Raw genomic sequence first — 21532 nt, forward strand, 5'->3', positions numbered from 1 at the left:
GCGTGCGGAAGGGGTTTCTTGTTCTGATACTGATAGGAATTCTTCTTTCGGAGATGTCCGGGTATGCGGCCGACGTTTTTATCGGAACGACCCGCTCCGGTTATGAGAAGATCCCGTTGATCATCTCTCCTTTCCAGGGAGAGGGAGAGAATGCGGAGCAGATCTTGGTCGCAGAGACGGTCCTTCAGGCCGATCTGGAGCGCTCTCAGTTTTTCAAAGTCGTCGAACGGACCAAGATCCTTCCGGCTTCAGGAATGACCGGCGCGCCCGATGCGAAAACGATCGCCAAGGCGGCGACCGAGGGAATTCAGGTGATGGCGTGGGCCAAGCTGACCGCCAAGGGGGAGGAGTGGGTGTTGGAGAGCTACGCCTACGAGACGGCGAAAGGCGAGCAGGTCGTGGCGGTCCGGATGACCGGCGACCGGAAATCGATTCGTGCGATGGCCCATCGCTTCTCGGACAAGCTCGTCTCCTATTTTACCGGTGAGCCGGGGATCGCCCAAACCAAGCTCGCCTATGTCTCTGACAGCAGCGGTCGGAAGGAAGTCTATCTGATGGACTACGACGGCGCCAACGAGATGCGGATCACCGGAGACCGGGGGATCGTCGTCTCCCCGCGGTGGTCCTTCGATGCCGGCATCATCAGCTATACGTCATACCGGGAAGGAAATCCCGACATCTATTTTCTCGACCTCAACACCGGACGGCGCCAACGGATGGTCTCTTTTCCGGGATTGAACCTCTCGGCCGTCTGGTCGCCGAAGGGGGATCGGGTCGCCTTTGCGGCGACCAAAGACGGCAACTCCGAAATCTATACGATGCGTCCCGACGGGGGAGATATCCGGCGGATCACCTTCAACGGAGCGGATGACCTCTCCCCCTCATGGTCGCCGACCGGACGGCAGATTGCCTTTACCTCCGATCGGGGAGGGACGCCGCAGATCTATCTGATGGATGCAGACGGATCGAATGTGCACCGTCTGACGTTCGGGGGCGACTACAATACCTCGCCCTCCTGGTCTCCCAAGGGGGATTGGATCGCCTACGCTTGCCGGAATGCGGAAAAGCGTCAGAAGATCTGCGTCGACAGCGTCGACGGGCAGCAGTCGGTCCACCTGACGGAGAGCGGTCCCTGGGATGATGAGTCGCCGACCTGGGCGCTCAATGGCCGAGACGTGGCATTTACCTCCAATCGGACCGGAACAAATCAGATCTATGCGATCCATGCCGACGGGACCGGGCTGATCCGGCTGACGTCGAATGGAGCAAATAACACCGCGCCGGCCTGGTCGCCGAAGTGACCGTCCGTTTGACTTTCGAACGGCGGGGCAAGGGTCAAAATTTTTATTCGCAACACCACACCAACGGGCATCGTTTACGGAGGAAACACATGGGGAGGAGCTTTTCATATTTCGCAGGACTGTTTATCTTATTCGCGGCGTTCGTATTAACCGGCTGTCCCAAAAAGGTCTCTTCGACCGAGGGGACGGCGGGCGTCGGCCGAGAAAAACCGGCCGAGCCCCCCGCCTCAACCGCTCCGATCGAGCCGCCGATGGCGCGCCCGGCGCCGCCGGTGGAAGAGAAAATGCCGCCGATGGCGGGAGGAGATAAATCGGGGATGGAGGGGGGAGCGCCGGGGGGCGAGTCGGTCTCCGCGCTTCAAGACATCTTTTTCGATTTTGATCAAGCTTCGATCCGGCCCGAGTCGAGGAAAATCTTGGAGGCCGATGCACAATGGCTGACGAGCCATCCTCAGGAAAAGATCCAGATCGAAGGCCATTGTGATGAGCGGGGAACCGAGGAGTATAACTTAACGCTCGGCGAGCGGCGCGCCAAGTCGGTTCTCAACTTCCTCGTGAATATGGGGGTCAGCCCGTCGCGGCTCTCTTTCATCAGCTACGGGGAGGAGAAGCCGTTCTGCAGCGACAGGTCGGAGGATTGTTACCAGAAGAACCGCCGGGCCCACTTCGTCGGCGGCCCCAAGTAGGCGGCGGATGTTGATGGAACCGATTGGGAAAGAGGAGGGGCGGATGCGATTTTCCGTGTTTTTGATCGCCGGAGTGGTCCTGCTGCAAGGATGCGGATATTCCCTTCGGATGGTCGATGTGGCCGACGAGCGCCGGGAGGTTCGGAGCAAGCAAGAGAAAGAAGAGCATGTTGTCCGGCTCGACGCCCAGATGAAGGAAATGCAGGAGCAGTTCTCCCGGCTTCAGGCCGATCTGAAGCTGGCAAAGGAGGAGAATCGAAAAGGGCTCGCCGATCTTCAGAAAAGACGCGCCGATGTCGATATTCGCTTCGATGAAGGGGACATCCAGCTTCGGATCATCCAGGGAAAAATTGAGAAGGAAGAGCGCCGCTCCGGAGATCTCTCCCATCAGGTCGAGAATTTGGCCTTCCGCCTCAATGAACAGGAGAAAAAATCGGAAGCGCTTCAAAAGGCATTGCAGGCCCAGATTGAAGAGGTCAAGCGGATCAGCGCCGGACTTCAGAAGGGCTCGGAAGAGCAGGACCGACGGCTGAAAGAGGTGGCCGGCCACCTCACGCAGCTCTCCAAGGAGATCCAGCCGGCGCTGAGCGCCCAAGCAGCCCAGCTCGATGAGATGGGAAAACAGCTCCGCCAGATCGGCGGGACCGATGTGGAGCAGTTGAGCAAAAGCCTGGTCGATCTCTCGAAAGCGCTCGATCTGCTCGGAGAGAAGATCACGGCCAAGGTCGATGAACAGGAGAAACTGCTGAGCAAGACGACCAAACGGGTGCAGGTCTTGGAGTCGAAGGTCGCTCCCAAGGGGAAGCAATCTTCCCTTCAAGAAGAGGGATCGGGCGAGCCGTCAAATCCGGCTGCGCCCGGGGGAATGTAGCGGATTTAAAAAGAATGGATGGTTATTCGGCAAGGGCAGTGGACGCACGATTGGGAGGAACGTTGATGAAGAAGGGATCATTTCTGTTTGTGTTGGTTGGAGTCGGTTTGGTTTTCTTACAAGGGGGATGCGCCAAGAAGATCACCCCCGTTTCAGGGACGGCGACGCTCAGCGATGAGCGGTCGGCCGGGAGCCTTCCCCCGCCGGGAGTGAATGAGGAAAAAATTCATGAGGAGCGGGTTCAAACCGACCACCCCTCCTCCATTCAAGAGAACCGGAATGAGCAGATGGCGGCCGCCTCCGAGAAGAGCGACGATCTGCTCGATGTCTTCTTCGAATACGACCAGGCGATCTTGAAAGAGGAATCGAAGGCGAACCTTCAGAAAAATGCAAAGCGGTTGACTGAGGGACGGGTTAAGATCCGAATCGAAGGGCATGCCGATGAGCGGGGGACCGAGGAGTATAACTTAACGCTCGGCGAGCGGCGCGCCCAGGCGGTGAAGCGGTTTCTGACCGCGTTGGGGATCGATAAGAGTCGGATTCAGACGATCAGCTATGGCGAGGAGCGGCCTTTCTGCAATCAGCATGAAGAGAACTGCTACAAGCAGAATCGCCGGGCTCACTTCGTTGTGACGCCGTAAGAGGATGCCATAAGAGGATGAATGATGCGTTTTGATCTCTTGGGAAGCGGGGGATGGAGGGGGATGGTCCTCTTTCTCTCCTTGGCGGGGTGTGCGCTCCAGTCGAGCGTTGTCGAGATGGAGAGCGACATCGATACGGTGCGGCGACATCAGCGGGAGCTTCAAGGCCGACTGGAGCGGATTGAAAAAACGCCCCCGTCGGCTTCGTCGTCGGCATCGGGTGGGAAGATGCCGGCCGACCTGATGGTCCGCGTCGACGGCCTCGGCGGCGACCTGCAGGCATTGAACGGCCGGGTCGATGAGGGGAATCATCTCCTCTCCGCGCTCGCCAAGCGGATGGAGGATCAAACGTTCCGAACCGAAGAGCTGTTGAGCCGGCTCGATGCCCTGGAAGCCCGGGTGCAGGCGCTGGAGAAGGGGGCGCCGGTCAAGGCCCCCGACCCTTCCGAAGGGAAGTCGATCTTGCCGGGGAAGAGCATCGATCCCAAATCAAGGGGGGCCTCCCTCACCCCGACCGAAGCCTACAATCTCGCCTACAACGACTATCTCAAGGGAAATTACGACCTTGCGATCATCGGATTTCAAAACTTTACACAGCAGTATCCCGCTTCGGGTCTGATTCCCCAGGCGCTCTATTGGACGGGGGAGAGCCATTACAATAAAAAAGCGTTCAATAAAGCGATTGAGTCGTTCGAGCAGATCGTCCAGCAATACCCGAAGAGCGAGAAGGCGCCGAACGCCCTGCTGAAAGAGGGGTACGCCTATATTGAGCTGGGAGACCGGATCAAGGGGCGTCTTTATTTGAAAAAGGTGATCGAGCAGTTCCCCAACTCCAACGAATCGAACCTTGCAAAAGATCGGCTCGCCGGCCTAAGATAGGGTGGAATTCGGAGTGAAAGCCCAAAAAACCACACTCGGCCATCCGGAGGCCTCTTCAAGAGATTTCAGGGAAGAACGACATGTCTAAGATTCAGATTTTGCCGGAAAGCTTGGCCAATAAAATCGCCGCCGGCGAGGTGGTCGAGCGGCCCGCTTCGGTCGTCAAAGAGCTGGTCGAGAATGCGATCGATGCCGGCAGCCGTCAAATCTTCATCACCCTCTCCGAGGGGGGGATTCGCCGGATTGTCGTGCAAGACGACGGCGAGGGAATGATGCGTGAAGATGCGCTCCTTGCCTTTCAACGGCACGCGACCAGCAAGGTGGCCGAGGAGTCCGACCTCGCCGCGATCACCACCCTCGGATTCAGAGGAGAGGCGCTCCCGAGCATCGCCTCGGTCGCGCGGGTTCGACTCGTCACCCAGGCGGCGTCGGAGACGGAGGGGACGGAGATCATTCTGGAGGGGGGACGGGTCGAGGGGATGAAGACGGTCGGCGCCCCCCGCGGGTCGCTCTTCGAGGTCAGCGATCTCTTCTTCAACACGCCGGCCCGGAAGAAATTTTTAAAATCGGCGCAGACCGAATTAAGTCATGCGACCGATATTATTTTTCACCTGGCTCTCTCCCATCCGATGATCCATTTTCGTCTCACCCATGGGAAGAAGGTTCTCTTCGACGTACCGGCCGTCTCGGAGCTTAAAGACCGGATTCTTCAGCTCTTCGGTGAAGAGGTGATGGGACAGCTGATGGAAGCGCATGGCGGCGGCCATCTCGCCGCCGGGGAGGATGAAGGCCGCCTCTATCTCGACACCTTTTTTTCCCGTCCGCCGCTGCGGGGGAACCATCGAAAGGATCAGTATCTCTTTGTCAATCAGCGGCCGGTCCGAAGCCCGCTTCTCTCTCATGCGATCTATGACGCGTACGGCAGCTATCTGATGAAGGGAGAGCACCCCTGCTACATCCTTTTTCTCTCGATCGATCCGTCGGCGGTCGATGTCAATGTCCATCCGATGAAGCGGGAGGTTCGCTTTCAGCAAGCCGATCCGGTTCATGAATCGGTCCGAAGCCTCCTCCGAAACACCCTCTCGCTGGCCGGTCTTGATGAGCTGCCGGTGGCCGTTCCGTTCGAACGAATCCTCCCGATGCCGTCCGACCGTTCTTTCGGCGGAAGCAACCCCGATCGTCCGTCGCGCTGGGTCGGATGGCCCGGCGAGGCGGCGGAGAAGCGGGGGACTTATTGGTCGGCCGAGAAGGGGATTACCTATGAGCCTGAACAGCCGCGGAATGGGGAATTCGGATTGCGGAATGAGAAACAGACCGATTTCCAATCGGCACTCGGCATCCCACATGCGGAACTCCCGCCGATCCGTCCGTTAGGGCAGGTCTATGGAACGTTTCTTCTGGCGGAGATCGACGGCGAGCTGACGATCATCGACCAGCATACCGCCCACGAGCGGATCCTTTATGAGCGGTTTCTGGAGCGATGGCGGGCGCTGCAGCAGACGCAGGGGGGCGGCCCTTTCGGCGCGGTCCAGCCGCTGCTCGTCCCCCAACAGGTCGATCTTCCGCTGAATAAAGCCGGGTTATTGAGAGATTATCTCGGCGATCTGGCGCTGTTCGGGTGGGGAATCGAGCATTTCGGTGAGACGACCTTCCTCGTCCGCGAGGTGCCGGCGCTCATCTCTAAAATACACCTTGAGTCGTTCTTGCTCGATTTAACCGACGATCTCGCGGCGCTGGAGATCTCGTCCAAGGCCGAGCAGCCGATCCTCAACGTCATCGCGTCGATGGCCTGCCATGGCGCGGTCCGGGCGAACCAGCCGCTGACCTCCCCGGAGATCGAGGCGCTGCTCAAAGACTACTTTGAGATGAAAACCCCGCCGACCTGTCCGCACGGCCGGCCGATCCTCCTCCGATATCCTCTCCTCGAATTGGAAAAACTCTTCAGAAGAAAATAACCGCGTCCATCTCCGCAAGAGGCCGTTCACCCGCCGTTTGTTGCGGTGCGGGAGGTCATGCGCGGTCGATCAGCGCGGGGAGGACCTTTGCGGCGTCGAAGTAGGCCTCGGCAATCTCCCTGGCCGCCCGGCAATGAAACGGATAGCGGCGGTTGATCTCCTCAATGCCGGCGAGCGCTTCCTCCGGGGAGTGAAACGTCAGAAGCCCTGCGCCGGTCGGGATCGAATCGGAGAAGCCGGTCTCCTGGGTGAGGACCGGCCGGCCGCTCGCCAGATAGGCGGCGCTCCGTTCGCTGAACCAGCCGCTCCGTGTCGCTACATAGCCCTCCTTGGCGACGGTGAATTCCCCTTTAGAGGCCCGGATATACGCTTGATAGGTCCAGGGGGTCCGGGTCGGCTCTCTCGGATTACAGAGCCCCCACCCTTTGCTCGACAAAAGCGCGCGCGGCACCGAAGGGCCTCCAACGGCCAGCTCGAAAACCGCTCCGACCCGCTGCGGCAGGTCGATATAGGGACCAAAGCTCTCCGCCTTCATCCCATAACGCCGGCCGGCATATTCGCACGCCGGATAATGGGGATCCCACGTCATCACCGTTGTAAACTTGCCCTCTTCCGGGCCGGGCGTCTGCGGCCAGAGATCGAGGACCACCGGCTGCCGGGTCGGCTGCCAGGGAAATCGGTCGTCCGGAATGGAGGCGCGCGGGGTGCCGATGTTTTCTGCGAAAGAGAAAAAAGCGGTATGTCCTTCCGCCCGCTTTCCGGCCGCCGGATCGGTCAGGTGGCGGATCTGCGTAAAGGTCGGATCGGTGTCGATCAGCGCCCGGACCGGAATCGATTGAAACCAGGGGCGAAGGGGATTGATGCCGGAGAGGTTGAGGAGGAGGTCGGCGCTTTTGCAGAGGTCGATCACCCGATCACCGCACGGCCCATGCCACCGCCCGGTATGGGCGTCGTGATAGGCCCAGCGATCGGCCAGTCCGACCTGCTTGAAAATCTCCGACGCAAATGACAGCCCATAGGTCGGATCGGTGTCGGTCCGATCTCGAACCGGGTCGTAACAGGAGGGGTAATCATCGCTGTCCTCGACAAAGTAAACCTCATATCCGAGGCGCGCATAACCGATTGCATATTGCAGATGATGCCAGACCAATCCACCGAGCGGCCCGCGAATGATATACCCGAGGAGAATGATTCGAAGGGGACGTTGCATGATATGCCTTTTATCCGCCCGCCGTGGTTAGATCAAACCATGGCGAACGGTTGCGGGCTCTCTCTCCAATACTAGGGTTTCGATGATGCTCGCTCCGATTCGATTCCATTTCCCCGAGGGCGCGTCCAGCCGACGATTTTGGCCGGATTGCCTGCGACGATGGCATAAGGGGGGACCTCAAAGTCGACGACGGCGGCCGCGCCGACAATCGCCCCTTCTCCGATCCGGGCGCCGGAGAGAAGAACGGCGCGCGCGCCGATCCAGACATTCTCTCGGATAATCACTTCGGTCTGGGATGTCGGAGGGGCGCGGCGCCCCTCTCCTTCCCCCGGACCGAACGGGATGTCCGCGAAGGAGTCGGCGATGACCACCTCGTGCGCAAAGAGGGCATAATCTTCAATCACGACACGGCGGTTGGTCGAGAGGATGACCCCGACCAATGTACAGTAGTCGCCAATTTCGACCTCTCCTTCCGGACCGAGGTTAAAGAAAGTGCCTGAATAGATTCCGCTGTTCCGTCCCACCCGCAGGCCGCACGGACGCTCGCTGCGAAAGTGGAGGAACGAAAACGAGCTGTAGAGCCAGCTCCCTTCCCCGAGGAGGACGTTGGGCGGGAGCGGTTTTCCAAACCAATCATGCGGCAGGAGGGTGGAATTATTCATCGGCCCGCACCTCCGGCCGGACCCATTTCGCCGGATTGCCGGCGACGGAGGCTCCGGGGGGGACGTCCGAGGTGACGACCGCGCCGGCGCCGACGCGTGCTCCCCTTCCGAGGCGGACCCCTTTGAGGATGATCGCCCCAATTCCAACCCAGACGTCATCCTCCACCACGACGGGGCTTGTCACCAAGGGAGGCCGCTGATTGGGATCTCCTCCCGGCGCATTTCGAATCGCGTCCTCTTTGCGGAGGTCGGGATCGAGGGGGTGGAAATCGCAGTCGGCAATCGTGACGTGATAGGAGAGGATGACGCGCTTCCCGATCCGGATCCGTTCGGCGCACATCAAGACCGCGCCGACGAGAATCGAATCGTCGCCGACCTCCACCCGCCCGGAGGGCTCCACGTTGAAGGTCGTCCAGGTATAGACCTTGACTCGATCGCCGATTGTCAGCCCCGGCTCGCAGATGCTTCGAAACCGGGCAAAGCTCTCCTTGCGCTCCAGATAGCAACCTTCCCCGACGCGAACATTGGCGGGTAAAGAGGCGTGGTCCCAGGCGCCGGTGATTTCACGAAGGTCCATCGTCCTATCCCAATCCGATTCGCTCAAGCAGATCGCATAAGACCCGTTTCGAGTCAAAATAGAGCCGGGCGATCTCTTGCGCCGCGTTTTGATGCCGGCTGTAATCTGCTTCGACTGAAGCGATCGCTTGTAAGGCCTGCTCCGGGGTTGAGAAGGCGAAGAGCCCTTCTCCCGTCGGGATGATCCCGGAAAATCCGGTCTCCTGAATGACGGCGGGACGCCCGGCCGCCAGGTAGCAGATGGAGCGGCAACTGAACCACCCCGACCGGGTGGCGACATAAACGTTCTTTGCGACGCTGAACTCGCCCCGGGAGCTTTGAATGTAGGAGCGGTAGGCCTCGGCGGTCTCGGAGATCGAGTGGGAGTCGATCACCGACCAGCCCAAGGAGCGCCAGCGGTCGTGGGGGACCCCCGCTCCGCCGACCGCCACCTCAAAGGAGGCCGCCGCGCGTGATGGGATTTCCTCCACCCGCCCGAACTCTCGTTCCTTGCTCCCATAGGTGACTCCAGCGTGTTCAATCGGCTTCTGAAAGTTATTCCAGGTCATCACCGTCGTCCATCGGTTTCCCGGGGGGGCCGGACGCCAGCGCTCCGGTATGACGACGGGACGGGTCGGCTGCCATGGAAGGCCGAGCGTCGGTAAGGCGCAATCCGGCTGACCGATCCGTTCTGCGTAGGTAAAGAAGTGGTCGTGCGCGCGGTAACCGCGGCTTCCCTGCCAGCCGGGCCGGCGATCCCATTTCGGGAAGTTGACGAAGTGATTCCAGCCGGGATCGGTGTCGATGAACACCTTGCGCCTGCAGCGCATATATTCTTCCCGCAAGAGGGAGCCGCCCGAAACATTGAGAAAGAGATCGGCGCCGGCGACGATCTCGGCCATCGTCGTGGCATCGATCCCATAGCTCTTCCCATTCATGTCGCGGAAATGCCATCGATCGGTCAGGGAGGGGGAGAGATCTGCCAGCGACTGCTGAAGAAATCGCGCCCCATAGGTGCCATCCTCGCCATATTCCTTCCGGGTCGGATCATAGGTCTGCCAGCCGGTGTCCTCCAGGTAAAAAACGTCGAATCCAAGCCGTTCCAAACCGAGGAGGTATTGACCATAATCCCAGACGACCCCGCCGACGGGATAGGTTGCAATCATTCCGGTGACGACGGCCCTCATGCTTCGATCCGCTCGCACCGTCTCTCCCCAAGAGCGTGCAGGCCGGTTTGCGCCGGTCGAGCGGCGAGCCGATCGGAGGCGTCCTCAATCACGGGATCGCTCCTCCTCCAGATGGCGTTTCAGATCGTCGGCGTGATGGGCGGCGCCGACGTAAGCGGAGGGATCGGAGAGAAGATCGACCAGCCGTCCCCCCTCGATGACGAGGAGCAGGTCGCAATATTGAAGGGTGCTCAAGCGATGGGAGATCAAAAAACTGGTCCGCCCTTGCATCAGCCGGCCCATCGTCCCCATGATCTCGGCTTCGGTCGCCGTGTCAACCGAGCTGGTCGGCTCATCCAAAATCAGCAGCGGCGCATTTTTCAGAAACGCGCGGGCGAGTGAGATCCGCTGCCGCTCTCCTCCGGAGAGACGCATCCCCCGTTCGCCGACGAGGGTGTCGTAGCCGTCGGGGAGTCGGGAGATAAAGGTATCTGCACGGGCGGCCTGCGCGGCGGCGATGATCTCTTCCTGGCCGGCGGTCGGGCGGGCATAGGCGATGTTCTCCGAGATCCGGGTGGAAAAGAGAACCGGCTCCTGGAGAACGATCGCAAACTGATTCCGGAGGTCCGCCAGCCGATAGTCGCGCAGATCGATGCCGTCGAGGGAGATCTTTCCCTCGGTCGGATCATAGAGCCGCATCAGCAGGCTGATCAGCGTTGTTTTGCCGGTGCCGGTCCGGCCGACCACCCCCACCCGCATTCCCGGCTCAATCGAGAAGGAGATCTCCCGCAAGACCGGATGTTTTGGATCATACCCGAACGAGACACGGTCGAAGGCGATCGCCCCGGCGGCTCGCTGAAGCGGTCGGGCATCGGGGCGTTCGACGACTTCCGGAAGCTCATCCATCAATTCGAACGTCCGCTGTGCGCTCGCCAGGGAGGACTGAACGGTCGCCGTCTGCCGGCTGATCGCCCGAAGCGGGCCATACAGTTGCGAGATATAGGTGATCACGATCAACAGCTCCCCGAGGGTCAGCCGCCCCGATTGGACATGAAGGACGCCGATAAACAGGACTGCCGCGGTGCCGCCGGCGATCATCAAGTTAATGACCAGTCCAAAGAGGCCCTCCGCCAGGGCGAGTCGAAGCCGTGCCTGCATCCCGGCCCCCGACTCTTTCGCGAAGCGACTTTCCTCCCGCGTCTCTTGTCCGAACGCTTTCACCACCCGGACGGCGGTCAACACTTCTTGGACGATTTTAAGGGCATTGCTCTCCAACCCCTTGACCGCCTGGTAATCGGTCCGCATCCGGCGATTGTATTCGCGAGAGAGGAGAAAAAGGAAAGGAGAGACGGCGAGGGCGATCAGGGCGAGCGGCCCATCGATCCGGGCCGTGACGATAAGCATCGAGATCAATGTCACCCCCGAGGTGACGATCGGAATGACGCCATGGATGGTGATCCATTGGATCGCCGGGGCGTCATATTGAATCCGATAGATCGAATCGGCGGTTCCTTTCGAATCATGAAAGGCCAGCGACAGGCGTTGCACATGGCGGAAGAGGGTCGATCGAAAGCCGAGGGTGAGGGTCTCTCCGACATAGGTCTGAAGAAAATAATTCGTCAATTCCTGCGCCTGGCCGAGAAGGACGATCAAGACCTGAAACCCGGCTGCGATGAAGAGCAGCCGCAATGGCGTCTGAACCGACCCCTCGGGGAGAAGGTCCAAAAACCAGGGGAGCGGCGCCCCCCCGATCACATTGTCGACCGCGATCTTCAGCGGAAGGGGGGTCAGGAGAAAGAGCGGGGAGGCGAGAAGATCGCAGAGAAGGATCAGGCCGAGGAAAGGCCAATAGGGCCGGGCTTGCAGGAGGATCCGTCGATAAAGAGTGACGCCTGATCGAGGGGTCATCCCTTCCGCTCTCCTTGGGTCTGGTCGATGGCGCCGAGAAGAGAGGAGAGTCCTTCATTGCACTCCTGAACCGCCCGCCCGATGAGAAAGAGGGCGCCTGCGCCAAAAATAGCGGCGGGGATCCAGGCGTGGTCGACCATCGCCGCAGCAGACAGGGTCAGCAACAGAATGAACAGGAGGCCTCCCCCCTGGGTGATCCTCGGCCAGGCCCTAAAGCGAACGAGCTGCTTTCCCCCTCCATGCTCCTCGATGACCATTTGCAGCCGTGTGGCGCCGAGGAGGCCGCCCTGCAATTGAAGATCCCACGGGTCAAAATCGCCGCCGCACTGGAGATACGGCTCGGTATATTTTCCACACTTCTCTTTCAAGATCGATTGGAGAGTGTAGAGCCGGGATTCGGCCGATTGCCAGCGCTCGCTCCAAACGGTCGCGTTCCGGGGCAGGGGAAGAGCCCATTGATTTTGAGGAAGCGGGTCGGGGTGTTTACCGCCGCCGGGCCCCCTCCAAGGAGAGAGGCCGTGGCGCAGACGGCCGATCAGCCGCGCGAGCGGTTGAATCAAATGCAAGAGGGCGGTGATGACCTGCAGCTTCAGCAGGCGCTTGCCACGTGGGGCGCCGTGGAAAACGGCCCGCCGCGCACTCAGCCACGATTGAATTGCGGGGATGACCAGGGCGAGGAGAAAAAGAGGAACCACCGTCCAGAGCGGTTTCCATAGGGGGCTTAGGAGCGAGAGCCCTCCCAAGAATAAAAGAAGAAGGTACCATTCCGGCATGAGCGGCAGCGAGGCGAGGGTCGTCGGGTGGGGCTCATAGAGCGACTGAAAGAGGGCGCTTCCCCAGGTGCCGTGGTAGATGCGCGCCCCCCATCCAAGCGGTTGGGTCCATCCCTTTCCGTAGAGGCGTCCTGACCAGGTGAGATGGCCGGCGGTGTTGTATTTCTCCGGCCACTTCTTGGCGAGCAGCGCCTCCGCCTTGCCGTACCCTTGCTGCTGCTTCCAGTATCGGACCACCGAGTTGCGGCGGTGATGCCAGACCATCGCCGCGGGGCTAAAACCGAGGGTGCCGCCCCGCTGCTGCAGTCGCCAACAGAGGTCGACGTCGTCTCCCGCCGCGCGGAATTGGGGATCGCAGCCGCCGACGGCAAGGAGCGCCGAGCGGCGAAAAGCCATGTTGCAGCCGGGGATATGCTCCGCTTCTTGATCGGAGAGGAGTACATGGATCGGTCCCCCCGGTGCATTGGCGACACAATCGGCGATCGATCCGTCTTCCGGCGGGGGGAGATTCGGACCGCCGACCCCGACATGGGGGGTCCGCATAAACATCGCGGCGAGATAGGTGAGCCAGTGCGGATCGGGGTAAGCATCATCGTCGATATAAGCGACGATCTCTCCCCGAGCAGCCGCAAGCCCGCTGTTGCGGGCGCTTCCGAGCCCCCGATTCTCCGTCTGGATCAACTGAAAGCCGTACTCCTCGGCGATGGCGCCGGTCTCATCGGTCGAGCCGTCATCGACGACGATGACTTCATAATTCGGATAGTCGAGCCGCATCAACCCCTCGAAGCAATCCCGGATGGTCTTCGCGCCGTTGTAGCTGCAGACAACGACGGAGATCAGCGGCCAGGAAAGGTCGGAAGAAAAGGGGACCTCGGAAAATGCCTTTCTCACGGCGGCGAGCGCGCGCTTCGGGCGGCGCGTTCGGGTGATGAGACCGAAATCCCAATCTTCGATATCGTGGCCTCCCCGGTGCCACTCGTCGGTCCAAGAGAAGACAAAGGCGCCGGCGCAGCCGGCGGAGAAAGCGGTTCGAATCTGCCAGTCGAGCGTTTCTGCCTGACCCTCCTCGCCATTTCGACGGCTATCGAGCCCGATTTCCGCCATGATCAGCGGCCGCTCCCCGGCGATGTTCTGAAGGCGGGCGAGATAGGCATTGAGGGTCGCTTCCGATTCAAGGTAGACGTTAAAGCAGAAGAGGTCGATAAACGGCAGCTGCAAATATTCGGTGGTCGGATAATTCACATAGGTCACCAACGCCCCCGGATCTTCTCTCTTGACGGCGAGGTAGAGCCGTTCCAGAAAGCGCTCGACCGGACGTCGACCCTGCCAACGGACGATGGGGGCCGGGATCTCATTGCCGATCGAGTAGCAGAGGAGCGCCGGATGCCCGGCGCAGGCGGCGACCCCGGCACGAAGGCGGTTTTCAATGTCCGCGGCGCGGCGCGGGTCATCAAGAAAGGTGACATGCTGCTCCCAGGGAAGTCCGATCATCACCCGCAGGCCGTGTCGCTGGGCGGCATCGAGAAGCCAGCGGGGCGGCACGGTGTAGGTCCGAACGGAATTGATTCCGTTTTTGGCCATCAGATCGAAATCCGCTTCCACCTGATCGGGCGAATATTCCTCCTGATGCGGCCCGCGGGGACGGAAGGTTCCATAGGTCACCCCCCGAAGATACCATTTCTCCTCGCCGACATAGAGGAACTTTCCCCGGACCGTCGGCCGTTGGAGTTTTGGATGGGTCGGAATAAGCAAGGAAGCAGTTTGGGTCCCGACCCGGGGAGCTTGGATCGTATCGCTGTCAGGCGTCATTGGTGTCCCTTCTACATAACGGATGGCTTTTGGGTGACTCGGTTTAACGTGGCTGTGATGGCTCTTACATTCAGGTTGTGATCAACCGTGATGATCTGAAAAGGTTTCCTCAGACATCATCGAGAAATCATCGGGCGATCAGGGCAATCTTTAAACGGGCCAATCATTGCTTCCAGAGAAGACCTTTTTGGAAAGCATTTTCAGCCGGATACCAGCCGAATTTAAAGCGTAGAGAATGGATTGCTGGGGTGCGGATCACTAAAAAAGTCATAAATCACCGTTTCTTTTGGGGAAGACTGCCGAGGTGGAGGCTACCTTTAATTTCATGAAGATGGTATAACTCGCGAAAGCAGTCGACCCCTTCTGGAGCGCCGGCTGGTCCCCACCGGTTGCTTATCTACAAAAGGTGGAACTAATGTTGCAATGGTTTATATATATCGTAGGGTTTGCGTCTTCTCCATGTCAAGAAGGAAATGTCGAATTCTGATTTTATAGAAAAGCAGGAGCGGCCTTGGATCGTGCTGGTGGGTCCGACTGCGGTCGGGAAAAGCGCCATCGCCGAGCGCCTCGCCCTGTCCCTAAATACGGAAATCCTTGTCGCCGACTCCCGCCAGGTCTATCAACAGATGGACATCGGCACCGACAAGCCCTCCCGGGAGGCCCGGGCGCGCGTTCCGCGGCACTTAATCGATCTGATCCCCCCCGATCACCCTTTCTCGGCCGGAACCTATATAAAATATGCGGAGGAGAAGATCGCGGCGCTGCGCCAACGGGAGAAGTTGATTTTTATCGAGGGAGGGACCGGCCTCTATCTGAAAACACTTCTCTATGGACTGTGGGAGGGGCCGCCGGCCGATTGGGATCTTCGAAGCCGTCTTATGGATGAGGAGAAGGAAGGGGGCGCGGGGACGCTGCACCGGCAGCTTGCCGAGGCCGATCCCGCCGCGGCGGGGCGGATTCACCCGAATGATCTCCCCAAAATCATCCGAGCGCTCGAGGTCTATCAACGGGTCGGCCGACCGCTCTCCGAGCTGCATGCGGCCCATCGGTTCAACGCGCCGCCGAAGGGATCGTATCTTTTCATCGGGCTGCGGCGAGATCGGGAAGATCTCTACCGACGGATTACACGGCGGGTCGAATCGCAAATCGAGCGGGGATTGGTGGAGGAGACTGCCCATCTTCTCGCGGCGGGATATTCACCCAGCCTGCAGTCGATGCGGGGATTGGGGTACAAACAGATGATCCCCCATCTTCAGGGCGAGCGGACGTTGGAGGCGTCGGTGGAAATCCTCGAGCGGGAGACCCGCCGTTATGCAAAGCGGCAGATGACCTGGTTTCGGGCCGATCCCCAAATCGAATGGCTCGATTTGCGGCCGGACGAGCCGCCGGAGGAGACCGCCGAGCGGATTCTCAGCTTGAAGTATTTAAAGATTATGTTATAATCCTGATCAATTTTTCCGATCGGACAATAAGGTAAAGACAGGGTAAAAGACAGACGTAAAGACGGGAGCGAAGACGGTAAAAATCATGGCGCAGAAGCAACGATCGAAAAAGCCGGCGGGCCGCTCATTAAAGAGGACGAAAACAACCTCCCGGAAGGGTGCTTCAGGCCTTTCTCAAGCGCGGATCGGGATCATCGGCGGAAGCGGCCTCTATCAGATGGAGGCGCTGAAAGAGGTCCGGGAGCTCTCCCTCTCGACCCCGTTCGGGAAGCCCTCCGGAAAATTCATCCTCGGCACATTGGAAGGGACGCCGGTTGCTTTTCTGGCCCGTCACGGACAAGGGCATGTCCTGCTCCCCTCGGAGATCAATTATCGCGCCAATATCTTCGCCATGAAGACCCTCGGCGTCGAGCGGATCCTTTCGGTCAGCGCGGTCGGCAGCATGAAAGAGAAGATTGTGCCGGGGCATATCGCCATCCCGAGCCAGTTTTGTGATCTCACAAAGGGGAGAAAGAGCACCTTCTTCGGCGGAGGGATCGTCGCGCATGTCAGCCTTGCCGACCCGGTCTGTCCGGAGCTGGGGGGAATCGTTGAGGAAGCGGCGGCGGCGGTCGGCGCGACGACGCATCGGGGCGGGACCTACCTCTGCATGGAGGGGCCGCAATTCTCTACCCGGGCCGAATCACAGATCTATCGCGGCTGGGGGATCGATGTCATCGGCATGACCAACGCCACCGAAGCAAAGCTCGCCCGCGAGGCCGAGATCTGCTACATCACGATCGCGCTGGCGACCGACTATGACTGCTGGCATGTTTCCGAAGAGCCGGTCACGGTGGAGATGGTCATCAAAACCCTCCTGGAAAATGTTGCCCTCTCGAAGAAGATTATTCAGGCGGCGGTCGGTCGGATCGGAGAGGAGCGGCGCTGTCCCTGCGCCGAAGCGATGAAGCATGCCATCATCACCCCGATGTCGGCCGTTCCCAAAAAGACGCGGGCCGATCTAAAACCGATCATCGGAAAATATGTCTGAAGCTCCGTATAAAAAAAGAGGCGGCGGTTTGCAGGGGGAAGGTCGCGCCCCCCTCGTCGCGTCGATTATTTTCGGATCCGCCGCCCTGCTTTTCACCGGTTGCGCCGCCCTCTTTGCTCCGCCGAACGTCCCCCCTCCCGTTCAAGAGTATACCCAGGTCGATCTCGTCTCCTCCCGGCTTACGCCGGAGGCGCTGAAATCGGGCGGGCTCGCCGTGTTGGCCGTCCTGATTACCGATGCGCCGGAAGGATTTCAGCAGAACGCCGCCTATGAGCTCTTTCAGGGACTCCGCTTCTCTTTTCCGCAGGCGCATATCATCCCCCGCGCGGCGGCCATTGATAAGGTCATTGCCGCGGATCGGCTTCAAGAGTACAAAGCGTTCGTGAAGGCCTATCCCGAGAAACGGCGAATGACGCTCGACGAGGCAAAGTACTGGGGAGAGATTGAAGGGGTCCGGTATCTCTTTATCGGAGCGGTCGACCTGGCCGACAAGCATACCGAGGCCCGGATGGTTCAGGGGAGGGAGAGCGCCGTCGCCGGAAAGATCTCCGTCTTCGCTTCGGGCCCCAGCATGATCCCGGAAGAGGTTCGAAAGAGTGTCGCCCTGCGGGGCGAGATCTGGGACAGTCAGTGTGGCCAGGCGGTCTGGATTGGGAAGGGCGAGGCCGCAGTGGTGGAAGAGGCCGGAAAAGAGTTGGTGCGGGTGGAGGATGTTTTCATCTCGGCGGCACGGAGCTTGACGAACGCTCTGGCCCGGACCGTCGCCGAGAAACCGGTCTCCGTTGCGAAAGGATGTCAGTCGTAGCAATTTTGGATTTTGGAATGCGGACTGCGGAGTGAACCAAATGAGATTTTGTGTTTATCCCAAAATCTGCATTCCGCAATCCGCATTTTTAACTTTTGAGGAGGCATTATGAGTTTATTGGTGGTCGGGTCGGTGGCGTTTGATTCGGTGAAAACCCCTTTCGGCGAAGCAAAGGAGGTGCTCGGGGGATCGGCCACCTATTTTTCGACGGCGGCGAGCTACTTCACCGACGTGAAGCTGGTGGCGGTGGTCGGGGAGGATTTTCCCGAAGCGCACCTTGAATTTTTGAAAAAGAAAGGGATCGATTATCAAGGGCTGGAGCGGCGCTCCGGGCGGACGTTCCGCTGGCGCGGGGAGTATGGTTTTCAGCTCAATGAGGCGAAGACGCTCGAGACGCAATTAAATGTCTTCGAATCGTTCCGGCCGACCCTCCCGGCGTCTTATAAAGATGCCGATTTCGTCTTCCTCGCCAACATCGATCCCGGATTGCAGCTCGATGTGCTCAAGCAGGTGAAGCAGCCAAAATTGGTTGCATGTGATACAATGAATTTCTGGATTGAGGGAAAGCGGGATGCGCTGATTAAAACCCTCGGTGAGGTCGACATCTTCATCATCAACGACGGCGAGGCGCGCGAGCTGGCCCGTGAGTTCAACCTGGTGAAGGTCGCCAAGAAGATCCTCTCATTCGGCCCCAAGACCCTCATCATTAAGCGAGGGGAATACGGGGCGCTGATGTTCAATGGCCAGACCACTTTTGCCGCCCCCGCGTTTCCGCTCGAAAATGTTTTTGACCCGACCGGAGCGGGCGATTCGTTTGCGGGAGGGTTTATGGGCTATCTCTCGCAGAACGGGACGGTGAACGAGGCGACGATCCGACAGGCGGTCATTTACGGAAGTGTCATGGCCTCCTTTAACGTCGAGGCGTTCAGTCTCGACCGGATGCGTGACTTGACCCGCGAGGAGATCAATGCACGGTATCAAGAGTTTAAGTCGTTGACCTCTTTCGAAAGCATCTGAAACAAGGCGGCGTTGCATCGGGCGCCGTATCTATCTCCATCCATGAAGGAGGAGCCGAATGCGTTGGAAGAACGCACTGATCTTGATTCTTATCCCGCTGTGTGCCGCCTGCGGAATGAAAGAGGCGCAAGTTAAAAAGGAGAAGGAGGCCTCGGCCCATTATAAGTTGGGGGTCTCGTATCTGAACGACACTCTCCTCCAGAAGGCCTTTATCGAATTCCAAAAGGCGGTCGAGATCGATTCGGGTCACCGAGATGCACAGTACGCCTTGGGGCATGTTCATTTTCTCCAAGAGGATTATAATGAGGCGATCGCCTCATTCAAGAAAACCCTTTCGATCGATCCGAAGTTTTCGGACGCCCACAACTACCTCGGCAAAACCTATGAGGCCCAGGGGAAGTTGGATCAGGCGGTGAGCGAATATCAAGAAGCGCTCAAAAACCCGCAGTACGATACCCCGGAAAAGCCGAATCTGAATCTCGGAATGGTCTACATCAAACAGGGGAAATACGATCAGGCGATCCGCTCGCTCCAGACCGCGGTCCGACTCACCCCGCCCGGCTCACCGGCGCTCATCGCCGTCTCACAAAATGAATTGGGAAAGGCTTACCTCCAAACCGGGAAGTTTAAAGAGTCCATCGCCTCCTACCAAGAGGCGATCCGCCTGGTGCCGAATTATCTCGATGCCCACCTCAATCTGGCCTCCGCCTACTTGAAGGAGGGCTCCAAAGGGCTTGCCGCAGGCGCGTTCAAGAAAGTGGTGGATCTCTCCCCCAAAAGCCCGCAAGCGAAAGAGGCGCAGAAATTCTTGGATGCGCTTCGCTGACCTGCATCTTCGCCGGTCCGCTGATATAATGGAGGGGTCGGGCGAGCCCTCAGTCCCCTCCGACCGGTCTACAACGCCATGGAAAAAATGTTGGATCATCAATTCGGGAGCGCACCAAGAGCCCAATGGAATAGGTTTGGCAGATGGAAAATTTAGGTGAATTTCTCCAGCAACAAAGGGAAAGCAAACGGATTTCGATGGAGGAGGTTGCAGCCCGGACTCGGATTGCCGTCCGATTCATCCGGCTGATCGAGGAGAATCGATTCGATCAACTCCCCAATGTCGTCTCCGCCAAGGGATTCCTCCGAAGCTACGCCCGTTGTATCGGCCTCGACGAGACTGCCGTCTTAGATCGATTCTCCGGGGCGGGCCCGGAGACCGAGCCTCCTCCGGCTGAAGTGGTCGAAGAGAAGGTGCCGGCCTATATCGAGCGGAAGCAGCCCGATCGCCTCCCCTTTCCGCTCTGGGCGGCGCTCGCGGTGATTGGGGTAATCCTCCTTTTCTTGGCGGTCGCCTTTCTCATGCCGAAGGGCCGAGAGCCGGTTTCACCCCCCCCTCATGAAATTCCTGCTCCGGAGGGAGGGGGACCCTCCGAGCCCCCCTCTCCCATTCCGGCCCCGGAAGGGGAAGGGGCGCCGTCTCAGGCCCCGGTGGCACCGGCGCCGGCGTCGCTGCAGGAGGCTTCCGTCGTTCCTCCCTCGCGTGTCTTGATGATCGAAGCGGTGGAGCCTTCCTGGGTGCATGTCACCATCGATGGGACCGAGACCAAGGAGGCCCTCTTAAAACCGAGTGAGAAGGTCCGGTGGGAGGCGAAGGAGAAATTTGTCCTCACCGTCGGAAACGCAGGCGGGGTTCGGGTCTCTTTGGATGGGCAAGACCTCGGTCCGCTCGGTCCGACCGGCCGGGTGGTGAAGCGAGAAATTACCGTCCGGCAATAAGGACTTGATTTTGTAGAGTCCTCGGTGTAAAAAGGAGCGACGCCGGCGTAGCTCAGTGGTAGAGCAGCTGATTCGTAATCAGCAGGTCGTCAGTTCAATCCTGACCGCCGGCTCCATGAAAAGTCTCCCTCTCGCCGTTTCTTAATGAGACCCTCTCAGAATTTCCTGCCACTTTCCTGAGTCACCTCAACAAAAATCGTTTCAACCATCTCTTTTTTTGGAACCCATTCGACGTTCCTGTCTTAAACGGATCAACGAAAATAACTCGCCGCTTTTAACCTCCCCGCGGGCCTACCCCTAAACGCTCGCATCGGTGCTCAGTGAGTTCTCAGGGGAGAGATTTTTCCTTGAAAAATAGACTAAGCGAGGATACGATTGTCTTTTAATTCGTACCGAGAGTGTTTCTCAGCTTCCGCAGCGGTTTTTGCGTCAACCGAATCGGCAGTTTCGAATATTTTAAAATCGAGGCGGCATGCCGGTCGGGCATTGTGCTCCGCCCCGACCGGATCGGAGTTGTTTTTGGCGAGGGCTTTTTTCTTATTCATCTTTATCGGAACGCTTCTTTTCTCGTTTCGGGCCGAATCGGTCTCTCTCTCCGAGTATCAGGTGAAGGCCGCTTTTCTCTACAATTTTGCCAAATTCGTCGAGTGGCCAGCGGAGGCCCTTCCGGAAGGCCAGCCCTTCGTGATCGGAATCTTGGGACAGGATCCCTTCGGAAGTTTGATTGATGAGGCGGTGGCGGGGAAGACGGTCCACGATCGACCCATTGCAGTGAAGCGATACCCAAAAGTCGAGGAGGTCGCCGGCGCGAATATCCTCTTCATCAGCGATTCGGAAGGTCCGAATGTCTCCCACATTTTAAAGCGGCTTGACCGTGCGCCGATCCTGACCGTCAGCGATCTGGGGCGGTTTGCCGATGAGGGGGGAATGGTCCAATTGTTGGTTGATCAGAACCGGGTCCGCTTTGCAATCAATGTGGCTGCGGTCGAACAGGCCGGCTTAAAGCCAAGCTCTCAGCTGTTGAAGCTTGCCCGGATCGTCGGCAATCCGACGTAGAT

Annotated in this window: 19 protein-coding genes and 1 tRNA gene; 14 read left to right on the forward strand and 6 right to left on the reverse strand. The window is 59.2% G+C overall.

Annotated features, from left to right (window positions below; genetic code table 11):
- The first annotated feature begins 53 nt into the window (after positions 1 to 53).
- From tolB to mutL, 6 genes are all read left to right on the forward strand, one after another.
- Complete coding sequence (gene tolB, locus HY282_00420; GenBank protein ID MBI3802211.1) at positions 54 to 1301, forward strand: Tol-Pal system beta propeller repeat protein TolB; 1248 nt, start codon at positions 54 to 56, stop codon at positions 1299 to 1301.
- A gap of 89 nt (positions 1302 to 1390) precedes the next feature.
- Entirely contained in the window at positions 1391 to 1987 is a 597-nt protein-coding gene (gene pal / locus HY282_00425; protein MBI3802212.1) for a peptidoglycan-associated lipoprotein Pal, read from the forward strand.
- A 43-nt stretch (positions 1988 to 2030) separates the two neighbouring features.
- Complete coding sequence (locus HY282_00430; GenBank protein ID MBI3802213.1) at positions 2031 to 2858, forward strand: hypothetical protein; 828 nt, start codon at positions 2031 to 2033, stop codon at positions 2856 to 2858.
- A 65-nt stretch (positions 2859 to 2923) separates the two neighbouring features.
- Positions 2924 to 3499, forward strand: coding sequence for a peptidoglycan-associated lipoprotein Pal (pal, locus tag HY282_00435; protein MBI3802214.1), 576 nt, complete (start codon positions 2924 to 2926; stop codon positions 3497 to 3499).
- A gap of 21 nt (positions 3500 to 3520) precedes the next feature.
- Positions 3521 to 4378: a tol-pal system protein YbgF gene (gene ybgF / locus HY282_00440; protein MBI3802215.1), complete on the forward strand. Its 858-nt coding sequence runs from the start codon at positions 3521 to 3523 to the stop codon at positions 4376 to 4378.
- Between the two features lie 80 nt (positions 4379 to 4458).
- Positions 4459 to 6333: a DNA mismatch repair endonuclease MutL gene (gene mutL, locus HY282_00445; protein MBI3802216.1), complete on the forward strand. Its 1875-nt coding sequence runs from the start codon at positions 4459 to 4461 to the stop codon at positions 6331 to 6333.
- 55 nt (positions 6334 to 6388) lie between these two features.
- On the opposite strand, the gene HY282_00450 is transcribed toward mutL, so the two are convergent.
- The 6 genes from HY282_00450 to HY282_00475 all read right to left on the reverse strand — a co-directional run bounded on the left by HY282_00450 (position 6389) and on the right by HY282_00475 (position 14416).
- Positions 6389 to 7543 (reverse strand): hypothetical protein, encoded by a 1155-nt coding sequence (locus HY282_00450; GenBank protein ID MBI3802217.1) that lies wholly within the window; start codon positions 7541 to 7543, stop codon positions 6389 to 6391.
- Positions 7544 to 7614: 71 nt separating this feature from the next.
- Complete coding sequence (locus tag HY282_00455) at positions 7615 to 8205, reverse strand: acyltransferase (GenBank protein ID MBI3802218.1); 591 nt, start codon at positions 8203 to 8205, stop codon at positions 7615 to 7617.
- Positions 8198 to 8782, reverse strand: coding sequence for an acyltransferase (locus HY282_00460; GenBank protein ID MBI3802219.1), 585 nt, complete (start codon positions 8780 to 8782; stop codon positions 8198 to 8200). Before HY282_00460 ends, HY282_00455 begins: the two co-directional genes overlap by 8 nt.
- A gap of 4 nt (positions 8783 to 8786) precedes the next feature.
- On the reverse strand, positions 8787 to 9947 hold the full coding sequence (locus tag HY282_00465) for a glycosyltransferase family 1 protein (protein ID MBI3802220.1): 1161 nt from the start codon (positions 9945 to 9947) through the stop codon (positions 8787 to 8789).
- Positions 9948 to 10031: 84 nt separating this feature from the next.
- The gene (locus tag HY282_00470; GenBank protein ID MBI3802221.1) at positions 10032 to 11834 is read right to left on the reverse strand and encodes an ABC transporter ATP-binding protein; all 1803 of its coding nucleotides are present in this window, start codon (positions 11832 to 11834) and stop codon (positions 10032 to 10034) included.
- Positions 11831 to 14416 carry a glycosyltransferase gene (locus HY282_00475; protein MBI3802222.1) on the reverse strand — a complete coding sequence of 862 codons (2586 nt, stop codon included), beginning with the start codon at positions 14414 to 14416 and terminating at the stop codon, positions 11831 to 11833. The genes HY282_00470 and HY282_00475 overlap by 4 nt, the downstream gene beginning before the upstream one ends.
- A gap of 473 nt (positions 14417 to 14889) precedes the next feature.
- Between HY282_00475 and miaA the strand changes: the two genes are divergently transcribed.
- From miaA to HY282_00515, 8 genes are all read left to right on the forward strand, one after another.
- On the forward strand, positions 14890 to 15858 hold the full coding sequence (miaA, locus tag HY282_00480; GenBank protein ID MBI3802223.1) for a tRNA (adenosine(37)-N6)-dimethylallyltransferase MiaA: 969 nt from the start codon (positions 14890 to 14892) through the stop codon (positions 15856 to 15858).
- 85 nt (positions 15859 to 15943) lie between these two features.
- Complete coding sequence (gene mtnP / locus HY282_00485; protein MBI3802224.1) at positions 15944 to 16888, forward strand: S-methyl-5'-thioadenosine phosphorylase; 945 nt, start codon at positions 15944 to 15946, stop codon at positions 16886 to 16888.
- Positions 16881 to 17693, forward strand: a complete 813-nt coding sequence (locus HY282_00490; GenBank protein ID MBI3802225.1) for a hypothetical protein — start codon at positions 16881 to 16883, stop codon at positions 17691 to 17693. Before mtnP ends, HY282_00490 begins: the two co-directional genes overlap by 8 nt.
- Positions 17694 to 17801: 108 nt before the next feature.
- Entirely contained in the window at positions 17802 to 18710 is a 909-nt protein-coding gene (locus HY282_00495; protein ID MBI3802226.1) for a sugar kinase, read from the forward strand.
- A 58-nt stretch (positions 18711 to 18768) separates the two neighbouring features.
- A complete protein-coding gene (locus tag HY282_00500; protein MBI3802227.1) occupies positions 18769 to 19536 on the forward strand; it encodes a tetratricopeptide repeat protein in 768 nt (255 codons plus the stop codon).
- Between the two features lie 143 nt (positions 19537 to 19679).
- Positions 19680 to 20474, forward strand: a complete 795-nt coding sequence (locus HY282_00505; protein MBI3802228.1) for a helix-turn-helix domain-containing protein — start codon at positions 19680 to 19682, stop codon at positions 20472 to 20474.
- Between the two features lie 41 nt (positions 20475 to 20515).
- Positions 20516 to 20590, forward strand: a tRNA-Thr gene (locus tag HY282_00510).
- 403 nt (positions 20591 to 20993) lie between these two features.
- Positions 20994 to 21530, forward strand: a complete 537-nt coding sequence (locus tag HY282_00515; GenBank protein MBI3802229.1) for a YfiR family protein — start codon at positions 20994 to 20996, stop codon at positions 21528 to 21530.
- Positions 21531 to 21532: the final 2 nt, after the last annotated feature.

The organism is Candidatus Manganitrophaceae bacterium (assembly GCA_016200325.1).
In the GTDB taxonomy this organism is placed as follows: domain Bacteria; phylum Nitrospirota; class Nitrospiria; order SBBL01; family Manganitrophaceae; genus Manganitrophus.